The sequence below is a fragment of the Geodermatophilus sp. SYSU D00766 genome (assembly GCF_054049915.1).
Window position 1 is genome coordinate 97,840 of record NZ_JBJGYI010000006.1, and the last position, 18,408, is coordinate 116,247.

General features: G+C 76.6%; 19 protein-coding genes. 9 read left to right on the forward strand and 10 right to left on the reverse strand.

Going from position 1 to position 18,408, the window contains the following annotated elements; translation table 11 throughout:
• Positions 1 to 8: 8 nt before the first annotated feature.
• Complete coding sequence (locus ACI8AD_RS07685; protein WP_456869939.1) at positions 9 to 1,016, reverse strand: 1-phosphofructokinase family hexose kinase; 1,008 nt, start codon at positions 1,014 to 1,016, stop codon at positions 9 to 11.
• Entirely contained in the window at positions 1,013 to 1,786 is a 774-nt protein-coding gene (locus ACI8AD_RS07690) for a DeoR/GlpR family DNA-binding transcription regulator (RefSeq protein ID WP_456869940.1), read from the reverse strand. Before ACI8AD_RS07690 ends, ACI8AD_RS07685 begins: the two co-directional genes overlap by 4 nt.
• A gap of 154 nt (positions 1,787 to 1,940) precedes the next feature.
• Between ACI8AD_RS07690 and ACI8AD_RS07695 the strand changes: the two genes are divergently transcribed.
• Positions 1,941 to 3,650 (forward strand): putative PEP-binding protein, encoded by a 1,710-nt coding sequence (locus ACI8AD_RS07695; protein ID WP_456869941.1) that lies wholly within the window; start codon positions 1,941 to 1,943, stop codon positions 3,648 to 3,650.
• 17 nt (positions 3,651 to 3,667) lie between these two features.
• Here ACI8AD_RS07695 and ACI8AD_RS07700 read toward each other — a convergent pair whose 3' ends face one another.
• Positions 3,668 to 4,375, reverse strand: a complete 708-nt coding sequence (locus ACI8AD_RS07700; protein WP_456869942.1) for a MerR family transcriptional regulator — start codon at positions 4,373 to 4,375, stop codon at positions 3,668 to 3,670.
• Between the two features lie 63 nt (positions 4,376 to 4,438).
• Here ACI8AD_RS07700 and ACI8AD_RS07705 point away from each other — a divergent pair, with 63 nt between their 5' ends.
• From ACI8AD_RS07705 to ACI8AD_RS07715, 3 genes are all read left to right on the forward strand, one after another.
• Positions 4,439 to 4,969: a DUF6194 family protein gene (locus tag ACI8AD_RS07705; protein WP_456869943.1), complete on the forward strand. Its 531-nt coding sequence runs from the start codon at positions 4,439 to 4,441 to the stop codon at positions 4,967 to 4,969.
• Between the two features lie 89 nt (positions 4,970 to 5,058).
• Positions 5,059 to 5,196 carry a hypothetical protein gene (locus tag ACI8AD_RS07710; protein WP_456869944.1) on the forward strand — a complete coding sequence of 46 codons (138 nt, stop codon included), beginning with the start codon at positions 5,059 to 5,061 and terminating at the stop codon, positions 5,194 to 5,196.
• 180 nt (positions 5,197 to 5,376) lie between these two features.
• Positions 5,377 to 7,503: a diguanylate cyclase domain-containing protein gene (locus ACI8AD_RS07715; RefSeq protein ID WP_456869945.1), complete on the forward strand. Its 2,127-nt coding sequence runs from the start codon at positions 5,377 to 5,379 to the stop codon at positions 7,501 to 7,503.
• Between the two features lie 417 nt (positions 7,504 to 7,920).
• Here the strand turns inward: ACI8AD_RS07715 and ACI8AD_RS07720 are convergent, their stop codons facing one another.
• The 3 genes from ACI8AD_RS07720 to ACI8AD_RS07730 all read right to left on the reverse strand — a co-directional run bounded on the left by ACI8AD_RS07720 (position 7,921) and on the right by ACI8AD_RS07730 (position 10,940).
• Positions 7,921 to 8,625 carry an ANTAR domain-containing protein gene (locus tag ACI8AD_RS07720; RefSeq protein WP_456869946.1) on the reverse strand — a complete coding sequence of 235 codons (705 nt, stop codon included), beginning with the start codon at positions 8,623 to 8,625 and terminating at the stop codon, positions 7,921 to 7,923.
• A 396-nt stretch (positions 8,626 to 9,021) separates the two neighbouring features.
• Positions 9,022 to 9,846, reverse strand: coding sequence for a tyrosine-protein phosphatase (locus ACI8AD_RS07725; protein WP_456869947.1), 825 nt, complete (start codon positions 9,844 to 9,846; stop codon positions 9,022 to 9,024).
• Positions 9,847 to 10,061: 215 nt separating this feature from the next.
• Entirely contained in the window at positions 10,062 to 10,940 is an 879-nt protein-coding gene (locus ACI8AD_RS07730; RefSeq protein ID WP_456869948.1) for a 3-methyladenine DNA glycosylase, read from the reverse strand.
• A 95-nt stretch (positions 10,941 to 11,035) separates the two neighbouring features.
• Here ACI8AD_RS07730 and ACI8AD_RS07735 point away from each other — a divergent pair, with 95 nt between their 5' ends.
• Positions 11,036 to 11,215 carry a hypothetical protein gene (locus tag ACI8AD_RS07735; protein WP_456869949.1) on the forward strand — a complete coding sequence of 60 codons (180 nt, stop codon included), beginning with the start codon at positions 11,036 to 11,038 and terminating at the stop codon, positions 11,213 to 11,215.
• Positions 11,216 to 11,236: 21 nt separating this feature from the next.
• Here the strand turns inward: ACI8AD_RS07735 and ACI8AD_RS07740 are convergent, their stop codons facing one another.
• Positions 11,237 to 11,989: a 3-hydroxybutyrate dehydrogenase gene (locus ACI8AD_RS07740; protein ID WP_456869950.1), complete on the reverse strand. Its 753-nt coding sequence runs from the start codon at positions 11,987 to 11,989 to the stop codon at positions 11,237 to 11,239.
• Between the two features lie 189 nt (positions 11,990 to 12,178).
• Between ACI8AD_RS07740 and ACI8AD_RS07745 the strand changes: the two genes are divergently transcribed.
• From ACI8AD_RS07745 to ACI8AD_RS07760, 4 genes are read left to right on the forward strand one after another with little or no spacing between them, the layout of a single operon-like run.
• Positions 12,179 to 13,141: an ABC transporter ATP-binding protein gene (locus ACI8AD_RS07745; RefSeq protein WP_456869951.1), complete on the forward strand. Its 963-nt coding sequence runs from the start codon at positions 12,179 to 12,181 to the stop codon at positions 13,139 to 13,141.
• Positions 13,138 to 13,944, forward strand: a complete 807-nt coding sequence (locus ACI8AD_RS07750) for an ABC transporter permease (RefSeq protein WP_456869952.1) — start codon at positions 13,138 to 13,140, stop codon at positions 13,942 to 13,944. The genes ACI8AD_RS07745 and ACI8AD_RS07750 overlap by 4 nt, the downstream gene beginning before the upstream one ends.
• A gap of 41 nt (positions 13,945 to 13,985) precedes the next feature.
• Positions 13,986 to 15,185, forward strand: coding sequence for a sensor histidine kinase (locus ACI8AD_RS07755; protein WP_456869953.1), 1,200 nt, complete (start codon positions 13,986 to 13,988; stop codon positions 15,183 to 15,185).
• Positions 15,182 to 15,787 carry a response regulator gene (locus tag ACI8AD_RS07760; RefSeq protein ID WP_456869954.1) on the forward strand — a complete coding sequence of 202 codons (606 nt, stop codon included), beginning with the start codon at positions 15,182 to 15,184 and terminating at the stop codon, positions 15,785 to 15,787. The genes ACI8AD_RS07755 and ACI8AD_RS07760 overlap by 4 nt, the downstream gene beginning before the upstream one ends.
• Here ACI8AD_RS07760 and ACI8AD_RS07765 read toward each other — a convergent pair.
• The 3 genes from ACI8AD_RS07765 to ACI8AD_RS07775 form a co-directional block, all read right to left on the reverse strand.
• On the reverse strand, positions 15,784 to 15,975 hold the full coding sequence (locus tag ACI8AD_RS07765) for a hypothetical protein (RefSeq protein ID WP_456869955.1): 192 nt from the start codon (positions 15,973 to 15,975) through the stop codon (positions 15,784 to 15,786). The two genes, ACI8AD_RS07760 and ACI8AD_RS07765, sit on opposite strands and share 4 nt — an antisense overlap.
• Positions 15,975 to 16,226 carry a hypothetical protein gene (locus tag ACI8AD_RS07770; RefSeq protein WP_456869956.1) on the reverse strand — a complete coding sequence of 84 codons (252 nt, stop codon included), beginning with the start codon at positions 16,224 to 16,226 and terminating at the stop codon, positions 15,975 to 15,977. The genes ACI8AD_RS07765 and ACI8AD_RS07770 overlap by 1 nt, the downstream gene beginning before the upstream one ends.
• 161 nt (positions 16,227 to 16,387) lie before the next feature.
• Complete coding sequence (locus ACI8AD_RS07775; RefSeq protein ID WP_456869957.1) at positions 16,388 to 18,232, reverse strand: acyl-CoA dehydrogenase; 1,845 nt, start codon at positions 18,230 to 18,232, stop codon at positions 16,388 to 16,390.
• Between the last annotated feature and the right edge of the window lie 176 nt (positions 18,233 to 18,408).

Genomic DNA, 18,408 nt, shown 5'->3' on the forward strand with positions numbered 1-18,408 from the left:
CCGGGGCGTCAGGGGACGTCCCGGCCGGCGGCCGGGACGGGTTCGGGGGAGGGGACGGGCAGGCCCGGCACGACGGGGACGGCGGCCGGCTCGACGAGGTCGGGGGTGGGGACGGCGGAGCCGGGCAGCGCCGCGGCGGCCGAGCCGGTGGCGACGGCGCGGCGCAGCCGCTCGGCGGCGGGGGCGCCGGCCAGGTCGGCCAGCAGGTGCCCGGCCAGGCTGGAGTCGCCGGCGCCGACGGTGCTGCGGACGGCGATCCGCGGGGGGCGCGCCGACCACACCTCGCCCGCGGCGGTGGAGAGCACCGCGCCGTCGCCGCCGAGGGTGAGCAGCACCTCGCCGACGCCGCCGTCGTGCAGCCGCGCGACCGCGGCCGACAGCGCCGCGGGGTCGGCCAGCAGCGCCGCCTCCGTGGTGCCGGTCACCTGGGCCAGCTCCTCGGCGTTGGGCTTGAGCAGGTCGGGTGCGGCGTCGGGGCCGGCGACCAGCAGTGCCCGCAGCGGCGCCTCGGAGGTGTCGACGGCGACCCGTGCGCCGGTGCCGCGGACGGCGCGGACCAGCTCGGCGTACCAGTCCTCGGGCGTGCCGGGCGGCAGCGAGCCGGACAGCACGACCCAGCGGGCGCCCGCGGCGGCGGCGGCCACGGCGGCGGCGAGCGCGGCGCGCAGGCCGGCGTCGAGCGGGGTGCCGGGCTCGTTGAGCTTGGTGGTGGTGCCGTCGGGCTCGGTCAGGGAGTAGTTGGTGCGCACCGGGGCGCCGGTGGGGACGGTGACCAGCGGCAGCCGCAGCGCGTGCAGCGCGGTGACCAGCGGGTCGGTGGGGTCGGCGGGCACCACCGCGAGGACCTCGGCGCCGGCCGCGGCCAGTGCGCGGGCGACGTTGACGCCCTTGCCGCCGGGCTCGGTGGAGCTGGCGCCGAGGCGGGCCACCTCGCCGCGCAGCAGGGGGCCGGGCAGGGCGAGGGTGCGGTCGAGGCTGGGGTTGGCCGTCAGCGTGACGACGCGGCCGCCGCTCACGCGACGACGACCTCGACGCCGGCGTCCTCGATGCGCCCGACGACGGCGGGGTCGGCCTCGCCGTCGGTGACCACCACGTCGACGTCGTCGAGCGCGGCGAAGCGCACCAGCTGCTCGCGTCCCAGCTTGCTGCTGTCGGCGAGCACGACCACCCGCTGGCCGGCCCGGACCATCGCCCGCTTCACCGACGCCTCGGCCTCGTCGGGGGTGGTCAGGCCGTGGCCGGGGGCGATGCCGTTGGTGCCGAGGAAGGCGACGTCGGCGCGCAGGTCGGCCAGGGCGCGCACCGGCGTCTCCCCGACCGCGCACTGGGTGAGCCCGCGGACCCGCCCGCCGAGCACGTGCAGCGTGAGGCCGGCGACGGTGGCCAGCCGGGCGGCGATCGGCACCGAGTTGGTGGCCACGAAGAGGTTGCGGTCGACCGGCAGCACCTCGGCCAGCGCCGCGGTGGAGCTGCCGCCGTCGAGCAGGACGCTGCCGCCCGGGCCGGGCAGCAGGTCCAGCGCCGCCGCGGCGATCTTCCGCTTGGCCTCCGCACGGGTGCCGTGGCGCTCGGCCAGCGCCGTCTCCACCAGGCTCAGCGCCGCGGCCGGCACCGCGCCGCCGTGCACCCGGCGCAGCACGCCGGCCCGCTCCAGGACGGCGAGGTCGCGGCGGACGGTCTCGGTGGTGACGCCGAAGTGCTCGGCGACGGCGGTGACCGCGATGCGGCCCTGCTCGACGACCAGCGTGGCGATCGCCTGCTGTCGTTCCTCGGCGTACACGCCCACCTCGCTCCGTCCTGGTGCGCTGCCCGATCGTGTGGGCACCGACTTGTGTCTGTGTTGTTCTACGTGGGATTCATTGACAAGTCAACACCGATCCGTGAGGCTGGTCACCGACGGACGACGGCGTCCCCCTGTTCCCCCTGACGGAGAGGTCCGCATGTCCACCACCGCTGCTCCCGCCCCCGGCACGTCCGCGGCCGCTCCCGTGCTCACCGGCACGCCCGTCGTCCCGGGGGTCGTCCTCGGGCCGGTGGTGCGCCCGGCCGGCGCGGTCCGGCTGCCCGACGCCGAGTCCGCCGAGACGCTCCCGGAGACCGCCCGCGCCGAGGAGCGCGCCCGTTTCACCGCGGCCGCCGAGGCCGTGGCCGGCCGGCTGGCCACGCGCGCCGCGGCGGCCACCGGCATGACCGCCGAGGTCCTGTCGGCCACCGCGGGCCTCGCCCGCGACCGCGGCCTGCTCTCCGCCGCCGAGCAGCGCATCGACGCGGGCACCCCGGCCGCGGTCGCCGTCGTGCAGGCCGCCCAGCAGTTCGTCGACGTCTTCACCGCGCTCGGCGGGGTGATGGCCGAGCGCGTCACCGACGTCCGCGACGTCCGCGACCGCGTCGTCGCCGAGCTCACCGGCCAGGGGGAGCCGGGCGTGCCCGCGCCGGAGACGCCGTCGGTGCTGCTGGCCGACGACCTGGCGCCGGCCGACACCGCCGGTCTCGACCCCGCCCGCATCGTCGGGCTGGCCACCCGGCTGGGCGGCACGACCAGCCACACCGCGATCATCGCCCGGCAGCTGAACCTGCCGCTCGTCGTCGCCGTCGAGGGCCTCGACGCCGTCCCCGCGGGCGCGACCGTCCTGCTCGACGCCGAGGAGGGCACCGTCACCGTCGACCCGGAGCCGGAGGCAGCCGCCGCCCAGGTCGCGGAGGCGCGGCGCCAGGCCGAGGCGCTGGCGGGCTACCGCGGACCGGCCGCGACCCGCGACGGCGTGGCCGTGCCGGTGCTGGCCAACGTCCAGGACGGCGCGGGCACCCGCGCCGCCGTGGCCGCCCACGCCGAGGGGGTCGGGCTGTTCCGCACCGAGCTGGCCTTCCTCGGCCGGGCCGCCGAGCCCACCGTCGAGGAGCAGGCGCGGGGCTACGCGGAGGTGTTCGAGGCCGCGGCCGGCCGCCGGGTCGTGCTGCGGACCCTCGACGCCGGGTCGGACAAGCCGCTGGAGTTCGCGACGCCGCCGGAGGAGCCCAACCCGGCGCTCGGCGTGCGCGGCCTGCGGGTGGCCCGCCGCGACCCCGGGCTGCTCGACCGCCAGCTCGACGCCGTCGCCGAGGCCGCCCGCCGCACCGACGCCGCGCCGTGGGTGATGGCGCCGATGGTGGCCACCGTCGCCGAGGCCGCCGACTTCGCCGGCCGGGTGCGCGAACGCGGGCTGGTGCCCGGCGTGATGGTCGAGGTGCCGTCGGTGGCGCTGCTGGCCGACCGGTTCCTCCGGCACGTCGACTTCCTGTCGATCGGCACCAACGACCTGTCGCAGTACGCGCTGGCCGCCGACCGGCTCTCGGCCGACCTGGCCGACCTCACCGACCCGTGGCAGTCGGCGCTGCTGGCGCTGGTGGCCGCCACCGCGGCGGCGGGCCGGCGGGCCGGCAAGCCGGTCGGGGTCTGCGGGGAGGCCGCCGCCGACCCGCTGCTGGCCTGCGTGCTCGTCGGCCTGGGGGTGACCTCGCTGTCCTGCGCGGCCCCGGCGGTCGCCGGCGTCGGGGCCCGGCTGGCCGGGGTGGACTCCGGCGCCTGCGTGGAGGCCGGCGAGGCGGCGCTGGCCGCCGACGACCCGCGCGCCGCGCGTGCGGCGGCGCGGGCGGTGCTCACCCGCGGCTGAGACCCCTCCGCAGGGGGCTACTGCTCCAGCAGGGCCTCCAGCCGGGCGGTGCCGGTGAGCAGCGCCCGCGACCGGCGGTCGACGTCCCGGGAGCGGGCGGCCAGCGCGGCCGCGGCCTCCTCGGTGCGGGTCGCCTGCCGCAGCGCGGGCAGCAGCTCGCGCAGCGCGCCGATCCCGCGGCCGGCCCGGCGCAGCTGGTGCACGAGGCGGGCGTCGCGGACGTCGCCGGGTGCGTACGTCCGCGCCCGGCCCGGCAGCACACGCCGGGGGACCACCAGTCCCTCGGCGTCCCAGTGGCGCAGCGTGGAGGCCCGCACCCCGAGTGCGTCGGCCAGCTCGCCGATGCCCATCACGTCCGCGGGGCGCGGCTCGTCGATCGGCTCGGCGGCGATCGCCCGCGCCGCCTCCTGCGCCAGCCGCAGGTCGCGGCGCTCGGTGTGCAGCCGCGCGTGGGCGTCGTCGAGGAGGGCGAGGAGCTCCCCGAGCGGCCCCCGGTTCGCCGTCCGCACGATGCGGCCGGCCCCGGCGGGGCCGACCGCCGCGGCGAACGCCCGGTAGGCGAGGGCCGCCTGCACGTGGGTCGCGGTGAGGACGCGGTGGCCCGCCGCGGTCCGCGCCGCCGGGGGCAGGACGCCCTCGCGCTCGAGGTCGCGGACCTGCTGCACCGAGCACCCGGCCTGCCGCGCGACGTCGACCGTGCGCAGGCCCCCGTTGCGACTCCGCACCGCGTCCTCCCTGGTCGTCCGCGCCGGACCCTCCACAGGGGCCTGAGTGTCACGCTCGAACCCGTGAGCGCCGGACGCCTGAGCATCGACGACGTCGTCGGCCTGGTCGAGTCGCTGGGCGGGGTGCTGACGCTGCGCCCCGGTCCCGGTGACGGCTCGCCCGAGGCCGCCTGGGGTGACCTGTTCTTCTACTACGCCCCCGACGGGGTCCTGCCCCGCACGCAGCCCTTCGCCACCGTGGTGACCAAGGACCTGCCCGGTGAGCCGGCGGCGGGGCTGGACCGTCCCGGGGCGTTCCGGCTCAACAGCGCGGCGAGCGCTGCCGACTCCTCCCGGTGGACCGGACGGGCGCCGGGGGAACCGGCGCCGGACGACACCGGTCTCGCGGTGCCCGACACCGTCCTCGCCCACCCGGTCTACGGGCACCTCGGCTGGGTCGCCGTCGTCGACCCGGGACCGCGGACGGCGGGCGCGGTCGCCGACCTGCTGCGGGCGGCCCACGCCCGCGCCGGCGCCCGGCGCGAGCGCCGCCTCGCGGTGCGGCCCCAGCCGCCCCATCTCCCTCCCTCGGGTGAACGATCGTCGGAAATGTGATGACGCTCCCTACGGATCGACGGAACAATCGTGGCTGCGCCTGCTTTACTACTGGTGCACCCCGCGACGGCACCGAAGAGGAGACGGACATGACGATCACCACCACCTGGCGCAAGCGCCGGCAGGCCACCCGCACCCGGCGCGCTCTCGAGCGCGCGCTCGCCCGCTCCAGCAGCCCCGCGATGCGCGACGAGCTGCTGACGATGGCCAACAACGGCGGCTTCTGAGCAAGGACCTCCCTGCCCCCACCGCTCGCACGCTCGCGGCGGGCCCCTGCAGGGAGGCCGTTCCAGTGCGTCACCTGGCCCCGGTCTGCTCCGCAGCCCGGGGCCGTTCGCCGTCCGGGGACCCTCCCCCCTTCGGGTCGGCGGCTCAACCCCGGGCCGGGCGGTGCCGATCCCCCTCGTGTGACTGCAGGACGCCGGGGCGGCCCGTCCCCCAGCCGGCCAGGGGACGACGACGCCGCGCCGGTCGAGGCCCACGAGACCTCGGGGGCGACGACCGGGCTGGTGCTCGCCTTCGTCCGCGAGCACGCCGGCGAGGCCGCGGTGCAGGAGGTGCTGCGCCGGGCGGGCGTGCCGTTCACGGCCGAGGAGCTCGCCGAGCCCGCCACCTGGACCAGCTACGCCACCCGCATCCGGCTGTTCACCGCCGCGACCGAGGTCCTCGGCGACCCGGGCGCGATGTTCCGCGTGGGGGCGGAGTCCCTGCGCACCGGCATGAACCCCAGCGTGGTCGTGCTGGTGCGCGCCATGGGCTCACCCCGCCAGGTCTACGCCCGGCTGCCCCGTGCGGTCGCCAACTTCTCCACCACCTCCACGATGGAGGTCCTGCACTCCGACGCGACGTCGGCGACCATCCGGTACCGGCTGCACGAGGGCTACGCGCACTCGCGGCTGGACTGCGACTACGCCCGCGGGCTGATCAGCATGGTGCCCACCGTCTTCGGCCTGGCGCCGGCCCAGGTGGTCCACGACGAGTGCGAGTCCTCCGGCGCCGACGCCTGCGTGTACCGGCTCTCGTGGGACCGCCGCTCCCGCCTGCCGTGGCGGCGCCGCACCGAGGTGGCGGCCGACGCCGAGCTCGTGGCCCTGCGCAGCCAGGTCCGCGCCCTGCAGTCCGCGGCGACCGACCTCGTCGACGGCGAGGACCTCGACAGCGTCCTGCCGCGCATCGTCGAGCGCGCCGCCGCCGCGGTGCTCGCGCCCGCCTACCTGCTCGCCGTCTCCTCCCCCCGCGGCGGCCCGCCGCTGGTGCACAGCTCCGGCCTGCCCGCCGCGGACGTCCCCGCGCTCGCCACCCGGCTCCTGGCCGGGGAGGACCTCGGTCCCGGCTCGGTCGTGGTCGACGTCGCCTCCGCGCGGCGCACCCACGGCCGGCTGGCCGCGCTCGGCCGCTCCGCCGAGGGCGGGCTCGGGGACGAGCGCCCGATGCTGGCCGCCTACGCCGGCCACGCCGCGGCCGCGCTGGACCTGGTGATGGCGGTGGAGGCCAGCCGGGCGGAGGCGCGCCGCGCCGGTGCGCTGCTCGACCTGGCCCACGGCCTCGCGCAGGCCGCCGACGCCACGGGGATCTGCGAGGTGGTGGCCGGGGCGCTGCCCGGCGTCGTCGGCTGCAGCAACGCCGCCGTCATGCTGTGGGACCCCGCCGCCGGGACGCTCGCCACGGCCGCCACGGTGGGGCTGCCCCCGCAGCAGGACGCGATCATGCGCGCCACGTCGCTGCGGGCCGAGGACGTGCCGGAGCTGTTCGGCATGCTCACCGACCGCACGCCGCAGGTCGTCAGCGCCGCCGCTGCCAGCGCCCCGCTGCGCGAGCTGCTCACCGCGCTCACCCTCAGTGACGTCGTCGCCGTCCCGCTGCTGGCGGGCAGCACCTTCCTCGGCGTCGTCACCGCCAGCTGGACCGCTTGGGAGGTGAGCGGCGCCCTGGACGCCGACGTGCTCACCCGCCTGCGCGGTGCCGGGGACCAGGCGTCGACGGCGCTGCAGAAGGCGCGGCTGCTGGAGACCGTCCGCCACCAGGCCACCCACGACGCGCTCACCGGCCTGCCCAACCGGGTGCTGTTCCGCGAGCGGCTGGTCGCCGCGCTGGCCGCCTCGCCGGCGTCCGGGCACGTCGGCGTCCTGTTCTGCGACCTCGACCGGTTCAAGGCGGTCAACGACACCCTGGGCCACGCGGCCGGCGACGAGCTGCTGCGGCAGGTGTCGGCGCGCCTGCGGGCCGCCGTCCGGCCCGGGGACACCATCGGGCGGCTCAGCGGCGACGAGTTCGCCGTCCTGGTGCCGCGCCTGTCGGGGGCCCGTGCCGCCGACGCGGTGGTCGCGCGGGTGGCCCGGGCGTTCGCCGAGCCGTTCCGGCTCGAGGGCACCCCGGTCGACGTCGGCACCAGCACCGGGGTGGCCGTGCACTCCGGCGTCGTGGAGGACCCCTCCGCGGTCGCCGAGGGGCTGCTGCGCGACGCCGACGCCGCCATGTACCGGCACAAGCACCGCGAGCGGCCGGCGGCCCCCGCTCCCCGCGCGGCGGAGTAGCGAGGAGCCGACCTCTGGTGGCGCTACACCGATCTGGGCGGACACCAGCCCCGCGCCGCACTGGCCGATCACCTGGTCGGCGCCGCCGCGTGGCCGGCCGCCGAGCACGACGTCCTCGCTCAGACGCTGAACGAACCTGTGGGATCTGGGCACCTCCAGTCCGGCTCCGCTCCGCGAACTCCAGGACACCGTGCGGAGAACCCCACCGGAGACCGGCCACGGCCGGCGGGCCGGAGCCGGCCTGCCGCCGGCGATGCCCGTGCCCACGGTCTCGCCTCTGGAACAGCCCGCTGCGCGGCCGTCGTCGCTGCCAGTGGTCGCGGTCGCGGAAGGAGGGGACGGTCGCGCGGGATCCCGGGGTGCCGGGCGGCCCAGACCCGGTGGTCCAGAGCCGTGGCCGCCGGGTCGCCTCCGACCTCAGCTCCGCCGACCCGGGATCTCCCCGGTCTCCACCAGCCGCCGGGCCACCTCCCGCAGCTTGGTGTTGCTCTCCTGCGACAGCCGGCTGAGCACGCCGAACGCCTGGTCCGGCGTGAGCCTCAACCGCTCCATCAAGATCCCCTGGGCCATCCCGATCAGGTTGCGGGTCGCCATCGCCGAGCGCAGGTGCTCCTCGGTCTGCGCGCTGCGCAGCGCGACCGCGGCCTGCGCGGCGAACGCCAACCCCTCGCCGCGGGTCTCCTCGTCGAAGGCGGCCGGCTCCGGCGAGTAGAGGTTGAGCGCGCCGAGGCTGCCCTGCTCCTGGTCGGTGAACAGCTGCAGCGACAGGCTGCTGCGGATGCCGGTCTCCTCGGTGACCGCCCGCGTCCAGCGGGGATAGCGCTCCTCGGTCGTCATGTCGTCGATCTGGAAGGTCTCCTGCTCCCAGATCGCGTCCAGGCACGGCCCTTGCTCGAGCTCGTACTGCAGCCGGTCGGCCCGCCCGGCCCGGTCGTCGGTGGCCGCCGGGGTCTCCACCTCGCGGCGCTGCTTCACCAGCGACACGCTGGCCCACACCTCGCCGTCGAGGTTGTGCGCGGCGGCCTCGACCACCCGCTGCAGCGTGTGCTGCATGTCCGGTTCCCTGACCAGCTCACGGGCGATACCGGCCAGCCGCTCGTTGAAGTCCGACATCTCGGACATCCACCGCTCCTCCGCACCGTCCGCGGCCCGCGGCCTGGACGACCCGGGGACCGGAGCCCTACCCCCACCGGGTCCTGCCTCATGCCGTCCGTCGCCGGTTTCCGTCCGGGCGGCGAGGTCCGACCGACCAGTACGCCGTAGCTCCCGCCGGCCACGGGGCGCCGCGCAGCCCCGACCACCCGGCACCACGCACATCGACGCAGGCCACGTCGACCAGAACCGCCAGGCTGTCTCATGGTGCACGTGACCGCCCCTGGGCGTTCCCGCGGGAACGTCGTGGAGGACGCGAGCGCGCGTCACGTTCCCGCGGGAACGTCCGAGTACCGAGGTGCTCCTCAGCGGGCCGCTCGGGGACACCTGTCGAAGCCCTCTCTCGCGGGATCCGCGGAACGGGCTCTAGTCGCGCAGCCGGCGGCGCAGCGCGGCCTGCTCGTCGGGGCCGAAGCCGTGCTCGGTGAGCCAGCCCAGCGGGCCGCCGTGCCGCTCGTCGAGGATCTCCAACAGGCGCCGCATGGTCGCCGCGCGCGGGGTGTGACTGGCGACGTCGCGGTTGGTCATGTCCTCGGCGTAGGTGGGCGAGGTCCGCAGCTTGGCGACCAGCGCCTCGATGACGTCGGCGGTGAGCGCGTAGTCCGCGACGATCTCCTCGTGCGGCACCCCCGCCGCGGCCAGCGCGAACATCACCACCACGCCGGTGCGGTCCTTGCCGGCGGCGCAGTGCACCACCGCCGCGCCCTCCCCGCCGGCGATCACCCGCAGCGCCGCGAGGACGTTCTCCGGCCGGTGGTGCAGGTAGCCCAGGTAGGAGCGCACCGCCGGCGGCTCGACCTCGTCGGCCTCGGTGGTCTGGCGCGGCAACAGGGTCTCCGCCCAGTCCGCGGGCAGGTCGGGGACGTCGGCCTCCTCGACGGCGAAGACGTCGGTGTGGTGGCCCTTCTCCGGGAGCAGGCTCAGGTGCCGGTGGGTGACGCCCTCCACCGCGCGCAGCGGACCGCGGCCCTCCAGCAGCACCTCAGCGGTGGTGCGCAGGTCAATGACGTCGCGCAGCGGCAGCTCGGCCAACCGGCGCAGGTCGTCGTCGCTGAGGGTCTGCAGGTTGTCGCTGCGCAGCACCCGGCCGAACGCGGTGGTGCCGCCGTCGGTGGTGGGCAGGCCGCCGAGGTCGCGCGTGTTCGTCGTCCCGTCGAGTCGGAGCCAGCGGTCGGGGTGCGGTGCGGTCACCCTCCGACCGTACGGCGCGGCCCCGGACGGTGCGGCCGGCGCAGGTGGCCGCAGGTGGCCGTGCACGATCAGGTGACCTGATCCCGGGGCGTCCTCCCTCACGGCCTGCGGTGAGGGAGGACGCGCTGCGGTGCGGGAGGACGCGCTGCGGTGCGGGAGGACGCGGTGAGGTGCGGGAGGACGCGCTGAGTCGAGCCCGGACGCCCGGGGACGAGCTAGGACGTGAGCAGCGCGTCGCAGAGGTCGACCAGCCGCTGCCGCAGCGGGGCGGCGCGGCGGGCGAACTCCCGCTGCGCGGCCACGTACTCCGCCTTGCCCTCCGGCGTCTCGATCCGCACCGGCGCGTACCCGCGGTCGGCGAGGTCGTAGGGCGAGGCGCGCATGTCCAGCTCGCGCACCTCGACGGCGAGCTCGAAGCAGTCGGCCACCAGCTCCCCGGGGACGGCGGGGGAGAGCTTGTAGGCCCACTTGTAGAGGTCCATCGTCGCGTGCAGGCAGCCGGGCTGCTCCATCGCCACCTGTGTCTCCCGCGTCGGCCGCAGCCGGTTCAGGCCGACGGCGTCCGGGGTGAAGAACCGGTAGGCGTCGACGTGGCTGCAGCGGACCGGGTGCGACTCCACGACGGCGTCGGTGCCCGCCCGGCCCAGCCGCAGCGGCACGGCGTGCCGGCGCTCGTCGGCGCGGTAGACCATCGCCCACTCGTGCAGGCCGAGGCAGCCGGTCTGCGCCGGCCGCGACGCGGTGGCCGCCAGCAGGTCGCGCACGAAGCGCCCGGTGCTCCCGCGCTCGGCGACGTAGCCGGCGACGTCGAGTCCCACCGTGCCGTCGTCGGCGGTCGCGTAGGACCGCCACGCGGCGTGCGGTGCCGGCCCCTCGGGTGACGGCGCCAGCGCGACCCCCGGCCCCGGGTGCCAGCGGCGCAGCCGGCCCGGTGTCTCGGAGTAGTAGGTGAACAGGAAGTCCAGCACCGGGTGGCTCTCGCCCCGCTGCCGGCGCTCCCGGTGCGGCGCGGTCCACCGCTGCACCCGCGCGTCGTGGGCGGCGGCCCGCGCCGTCCACTCCTCGGCGGACAGCACGACGGCGACGGCGGGCACCGGACCAGGGTAGGTGCCGCCGGCGTGCGTCCGGGGCTCCCCGCGGGCAGGCCGCAGGTGCCACCCCTGGGTGCCCCGACGAGGAGGCGATCGCCATGGCCGGCGACGCGAGCACCGTCCGCAAGCCTCTGTCGTGCCGGTTGGGGTTCCACGCCTGCGTGCAGAGCCGTCCCGAGGACGAGCGGCTCCGCGGCCCCGACCACGAGATCTGCCGGCGCAGCGGCAGGCACCAGGACATCGACACCACGATCATCCCGCCCGGGGGCGTCGGCTGACCGGCCGCCACCCTCCGGAGGTCAGTGGGCGGTCCAGCCGCCGTCCATCCGCAGCGACGTGCCGGTCACCGACGCCGCCGACGGCGAGCAGAGCCAGGCCACCGCGTCGGCGACCTCGGCCGGCTCGATCAGCCGCCGGATCGCCGCGGGCGCGAGCATGACCTGCTCGACCACCTCGTCCTCGGAGATGCCGTGGGTGCGGGCCTGGTCGGCGATCTGCCCCTCGACCAGCGGGGTGCGCACGTAGGCCGGCGCCACGCAGTTGGAGGTGACGCCGTGCGCCGCGCCCTCGAGCGCGACCACCTTCGACAGCCCCTCCAGCGCGTGCTTGGCCGTGACGTAGGCGGACTTGTACGGCGAGGCGATGTGGCCGTGCACCGAGCTCACGTTGACCACCCGCCCCCAGCCGCGGCCGTACATGTGCGGCAGCGCGGCGCGGACCAGCCGGAACGGCGTCTCCACCATCAGCCGCAGGATCGTGGAGAAGACCTCCGGCGGGAACTCGTGCAGCGGCGCCACGTGCTGGAAGCCGGCGTTGTTGACCAGCACGTCGACGTCGAGGTCCAGCCCGCCGAGGGCGTCGAGGTCGGACAGGTCGACGGCGACCGCGGTGCCGCCCACCGCGCCGGCCACCTCCTCGGCGGCCGCGGCGTCCCGGTCGACGACGACCACGGCGGCGCCGGCCTGCGCCAGCCGCGCCGCGACCGCCCGGCCGATGCCCGAGCCGCCGCCGGTCACCATCGCCCGCCGTCCTGCGAGGTCGTCTGCGCTCATGCCGCGACGCTAGCGGCCCCGCGGCGCCGGCACGGGACACCCGTGACACGCGTCATGGCCGGCCCGTGCACGGGGCGCGCCAGGTCGTGAGGAACGGCACCCGTCCCGGGCCCGGTCCGGCGGGAGCGTGGGGACGTGCCCCGGAGGACCGGCCGACCCGCGGCCGGTGGGGCACGAGGAGGAGGCCCCGTGCAGCTCACCCGCCCGGCTCCCGCCGCCGGCCCGCTCCCCGCCGGCGCCGCGGCACCCGTCGTCGAGGTCACCGACCTGCGCCGCCGCCACGGCGACGTCGAGGCCGTGCGCGGCATCAGCTTCGAGGTCCGTCCCGGTGAGGTGTTCGCCCTGCTCGGCGTCAACGGCGCGGGCAAGACCTCCGCGCTGGAGGTGGTCGAGGGCCTCGCGCCCGCGTCCGGCGGCACCGTCCGCGTGCTGGGCGCCGACCCCGTCACCCAGCGCGCCGCCGTCCGCCCGCACCTGGGCGTGCTGCTGCAGTCCAGCGGCCTGCCCGCCGACCTCACCGTGCGGGAGACCGTCGCGCTGTGGGCGGCGACCCTCACCGCCCCCCGCCCGGTCGACGAGGCCCTCGCCCAGGTGGACCTGACCGGCCGGGCCGACCTGCGGGTGCGCAGCCTCTCCGGCGGGGAGCGGCGCCGGCTCGACCTCGTCCTCGCGCTGCTGGGCTCCCCGCGGGTCGTCGTCCTCGACGAGCCCACCACCGGCCTGGACCCCGAGAGCCGCCGCGTCGTGTGGGCGCTGGTCCGGCAGCGGGTGGCCGAGGGCGCCGCGGTGGTGCTCACCACCCACCACCTCGAGGAGGCCGAGGAGCTCGCCGACCGGATCGCGGTGATGCGGGCCGGCCGGATCGTGCTGTCCGGCACCGCGGCCGAGATCGCCGCCACCCAGCCGGCGACCGTCCGCTTCACCCTCCCGCCCGGCGCCCCCGCCCTGCCGGTCGTTCCCGGCGCGCGGGTCGTCTCCGCGGTCCCGCGGGTCGAGCTGCACACCCGGGCGCTGCAGCCGGTGCTCGCCGCTCTGCTGGCCTGGGCCGACGCCCACGACCTCGTCCTGGGCGGGCTGCAGGCCCGCGCCGCGTCCCTGGAGCAGGCCTTCCTCGCCGTCGCCGACGGCACCGACCCGGAGGACCCCCGATGACCGCCCTGACCGCCCCGGCTCCCGCCCCGTCGCGCCTGCGACGGGTCCGCGCGCTCGCCGCCGCCGAGACCCGGCTGCTGCTGCGCAACCGCACCGCCGTCGTGAACTCGGTGCTGCTGCCCCTGTTCCTCGTCGCCGTCGTCCCGGCCGCCGGGCTCGGGGGGGACGACCCGCTGGGCCCCAGCCTCGCCGTCACCTCCGTCGCCGTGACGCTGGTCTTCCTCACCTACTACAACCTGGTCACCACCTACGTCGCCCGCCGTGAGGAGCTGGTGCTGCAGCGGATGCGCAGCGGCGAGCTCACCCCCGGCGAGGTGCTGCTCGGCACGGCCGCCCCGACGCTGCTCGTCACGCTGGTGCAGGTGGCGCTGGTGCTCGCCGGCACCGCCGTCATCGGCGAGTGGGCCGCACCGACCGACGTCGTCCTGCCGCTGCTGGCGCTCCTGGGCGGGGCGGCGCTGATGACGCTGCTGGCCGCGGCCAGCACCTCGTTCACCCGCACCGCCGAGAGCGCGCAGATCACGACCCTGCCGCTGGTGGTCCTCGCGTCGGTCACCTCGGGCGTCCTCGTGCCGCTGTCGGCCTTCCCGGAGCAGGTGGCCCAGGTCCTCCGGCTGACCCCGGTCGAGCCCGTCGTCGAGCTGGCCCGCCTGGGCCTGGCCGGGCGGACCTGGGACGGCCGGACGGTCGACTGGGCCGGCGCCTGGGCCGCCGCACCGCAGCCGCTGCTCGTGCTGGCCGGCTGGACCGCCCTGGCCGCGCTGATCGCCCCGCGGGTCTTCCGGTGGGCACCCCGCCGGTGAGCGGTGGGGGACCCGGCGGCCGGTACGGCAGCATGGGCGCCGTGCCGACCGTCGCGCGCTGGTGGCGGGACCGCTCCGACCCCCAGCGCCTCGACCTGTACACGCGCTGGTCGCTGTACACCTGGCTGGCGACGACGCCGCTGTTCGCACTGCTCGTCGTGGCGGGGGCCGGTCTCGGCGACACCCCGGTCACCCGGCTGTACCTGGCCGGCTCGCTCGCCGTCGCCGTCACCGGTGTCGTGCTGGTGCGTGCCGGGCTGGCCGCCCGCTCGACCCGGGGCCCGCTGCCGGCCCGCCCGCTGGCCGCCGCGCTGGCCGCCGCCGTCCTCACCACCGGCACCGGGGTGGTGGTGACCCTCGCCGAGGGCAGCGACCCGGGCACGCGGTGGCTGGTCGCGCTGCCGCCGGCGATGCTGCTCACCGCGGGCTCCCCCGTCTGGACGTCGCCGGTGCTGGTCCGCGCCTCCGTCGGCGTCGGCCTCATGGTGGGCGCGGTGGCGCTGCTCGCCGGTGAGGTGTGGCCCGCCGCGGTGGTGCTCGCCGTGCTGTTCGCCACCGCCGTGGGCGGCCTCGCGCTCGCCTTCCGGCTGACCGTGTGGGTGCTCGACGTCGTCGTCGAGATGGAGCGCAGCCGCGCGGTGCAGGCGCAGCTGGCCGTCGCCGAGGAGCGGCTGCGCTTCGCCCGCGACCTGCACGACGTCATGGGCCGCAACCTCTCGGTGATCGCGGTGAAGAGCCAGCTGGCCGCGGAGCTGGTGCGCCGAGGACGCGACGGCGCGGCCGAGGAGCTGGCCGACATCAGCCGGGTCGCCGAGGAGTCGCTGCGCGAGGTGCGCGACGTCGTCCGCGGGTACCGCGGCAGCGACCTGCCCGGCGAGCTGGCCGGTGCCCGGTCGGTGCTGCGCGCGGCCGGGGTGGACGTCACGGTGACCGGGGACGACGGCGCCGTGGCCCTGCCCGACCCCGTGCAGACGGCGCTGGGCTGGGTCGTGCGGGAGGCGGTGACCAACGTGCTGCGGCACAGCCGGGCGACCCGCTGCACGGTGGAGCTGTCCACCGACGGCGGCGCTGCAGCGCTGCGGGTGGTCAACGACGGCGTGACGGCGACGGGCGGCGGCGGGGGCAACGGGCTGACCGGCCTGGCCGAGCGGCTGGCGGCCACCGGCGGCCGGCTGGCCGCGGGCCGGGACGGCGACCGGTTCGTGCTCACCGCCACCGTCCCGGTCGGGGTGCGCGTGTGATCCGGGTGCTGCTCGCCGACGACGAGAACCTCATCCGCTCGGCGCTCGCCGCGCTGCTGGCGCTGGAGGACGACCTCGAGGTGGTCGCCCAGGCCGCCTCCGGCGACGAGGCGCTGGCGATGGCCCGGCGACACACCCCCGACGTCGCCGTGCTGGACCTGCAGATGCCCGACCTCGACGGCATCTCGGTGGCCGCGCAGCTGGGGTCGCTGGTGCCCGGCTGCGCGGTCGTCATCGTCACCGGGCACGGCCGCGCCGGGCACCTCAAGCGCGCGCTCGCGGCGGGGGTGCGCGGGTTCCTGCCGAAGACGGTGAGCGCGCCGGTGCTCACCGACGTCGTCCGGACCGTCGCCCGCGGCGGCCGCTACGTCGACCCGGAGCTGGCCGCCGAGGCGATCAGCGCCGGCGACAGCCCGCTCACGCCCCGCGAGGCCGACGTCCTGGAGCTGGCCGCCGGCGGCGCGCCGGTCGAGGAGATCGCCGCCCGGGCGCACCTGTCACCGGGGACGGTGCGCAACCACCTGTCCTCGGCGGCGGGCAAGCTCGGCGCGGCCAACCGGCACGCGGCCGTGGAGGTCGCCCGCCGCCACGGCTGGATCTAGCCGGCCTGGTTGCCGCCGCGGATCACCGAGTCGTCGCGCTGGGCGTCCTCGTCGGTGGTGAGGGTGACGTCGCGCTCGCCGCCGTCGGACCGGTCCTGGCCGGGGACGCCGTCGACCATGTTCGCCTCGGTCGGGCCGTCGGCGGTGTCGGGGGACTCGCCGTAGCCGCTGTGGTCGGGCTCGCTCATCAGTCGGTGCCTCCTCCGGAACGGGGGGTGGGCCCGGCGACCTCGCCGGACGCACCGGCGCCGCGGGCGCGGGCGACGTCGCCGTCGGCGCGGGCGGGCAGGTCGTCACCGGAGGCCGCGTCCCGCTCGATCGCCTCGTCGGCGGTGAGGGGGACGTCGTCGAAGCCGGTGCCCGTGCTGCTGTTGTCGCCGGTGCCCGACGCGGTCGGGACGCCCTGCTGGATGCGGTCACTGCCCTGCGGGTCGGTCATGGTGCCTCCGGTCGGACGATGCCGTCCTGACGGGCATGCCCGCCGTCGTCGGCCCGAAACGGCCGGCACCCCGCCGCCCTGGGGACGACGGGGTGCCGCTACCGGGCACTTCCGCGGAAGTGCCCGGACCTGGTCGTGCACATCCGCGGAAGTGCACGCCCTCAGAAGGCGGCCTCGGGGACCTCCATCAGCGCGTTGTCGGTGGCCTCGACGATCGCCCGCTCACCGGCCAGGCGCGGCAGCACCTGGGTGGCGAAGAAGCGGGTGGCGGCGAGCTTGCCCTCGTAGAAGAGCCGGTCCTTCTCGCCGACCTCGCCGGCCAGTGCGGCCAGCGCGACCTCGGACTGGCGGACCAGCAGCCACCCGGTGACCAGGTCGCCGACGGCGAGCAGCAGCCGGGTGGTGTTCTGGCCGACCCGGTAGAGGCTGGTCATGTCCTCCTGGGCCCCGCTGAGCTGGGCGAACATGGCCGTGAGCATCGCCTGGACCTCGCCGAGGGCGGTGGCCAGGTGCGCCCGCTCCTCCTTGAGCCGGCCGTTGCCGGCCTCCGCGTCGATCGTGGCCTCGATCTGGCCGGCCAGCCAGGTCAGCGCGACCCCGCCGTCCTTGACGATCTTGCGGAAGAAGAAGTCCTGCCCCTGGATCGCCGTGGTGCCCTCGTAGAGGGTGTCGATCTTGGAGTCGCGGATGTACTGCTCGACCGGGTAGTCCTGCAGGTACCCCGAGCCGCCCAGGCACTGCAGCGACTCGCTGGTCAGCAGCTCGGTGGCGCGCTCGGAGCCGAAGCCCTTGACCACCGGCAGCAGCAGGTCGTTGACGCGGGCGGCGAGCCGGGCCTCCTCGCCGTCGGCGGTGCCCGTGGCCTCGGCCTCGGTGACCCGGTCGCGGAAGGTGGCGGTGTAGAGGTAGAGCGCCCGCATGCCCTCGGCGTAGGCCTTCTGCCGCATGAGCGAGCGGCGCACGTCGGGGTGGTGGGTGATGGTCACCCGCGGGGCGTCCTTCGACGTCGCGGTGAGGTCGGCGCCCTGCACGCGGTTCCGGGCGTAGTCGAGGGCCACCTGGTAGCCGGCCGACAGCGTGGCGATCGCCTTGGTGCCCACGAACATCCGGGCGTGCTCGATGACCTTGAACATCTGGGCGATGCCCTCGTGCACGTCGCCGACCAGCCAGCCCCTCGCCGGCACCGGCCCGTCGCCGAAGGTCAGCTCGCAGGTCGTGGAGACCTTGAGGCCCATCTTCTTCTCGACGTTGGTCACGAACACGCCGTTGCGCTCGCCGAGGGCGCCGGTGGCGAGGTCGACGTGGAACTTGGGGACGACGAACAGCGACAGCCCCTTGGTGCCCGGCCCCGCGCCCTCGGGGCGCGCCAGCACCAGGTGGACGATGTTGTCGCTGAGGTCGTGCTCGGCGCTGGTGATGAACCGCTTGACGCCGGTGAGGTGCCACGAGCCGTCGGGCTGTTGCACGGCCCGCGTGCGGCCGGCGCCGACGTCGGAGCCGGCGTCGGGCTCGGTGAGCACCATGGTGGCACCCCACCTGTGCTCGATCATGAGCTCCGCGAGCCGCTTCTGGTCGGCGTTGCCCAGCTCGTGCAGGACGGCGGCGAAGGCCGCCCACGCCCCGTACACGAAGACGGCGGGGTTGGCGCCGAGCACCATCTCGAACGCGCCCCACGTCAGCGCGTGCGGGGCGCCGAAGCCGCCGAGCTCCTCGGGCAGGTCCAGGCGGTACCACTCGCCGTCCTCGAGGGCGCGCACCGACCGGACGAAGCTCTCGGGCAGCGTCACCGAGTGCGTGGCGGGGTCGAACACCGGCGGGTTGCGGTCGGCGTCGGCGAAGCTCTCCGCGATCGGGCCCTCGGCCAGCCGGCGGATCTCGGCGAGCACGCCGCGCGCGGTCTCGGCGTCCATCTGCTCGAACGGGCCGGTGCCGAACCGGTCCTTGGTGTCGAGGAACTCGAACAGGTTGAACTCGAGGTCCCGCAGGTTCGCGGTGTAGTGGCTCATGGCGGTCTGGCTCCGTTGCTCCGTGCCGGTGGGCGGCGAGCAGTGGCTACTCGCCGGTAACCAACGCTATTACCGGCGAGTAACCAGGAGCAAGGCCGCGGCCCGGGACACGCTCGCAGGGGTCAGCTGCGGGTGCGTCCCGGGCCGTCGGGGATGCCGGGTGCGGCCCGGCGTGG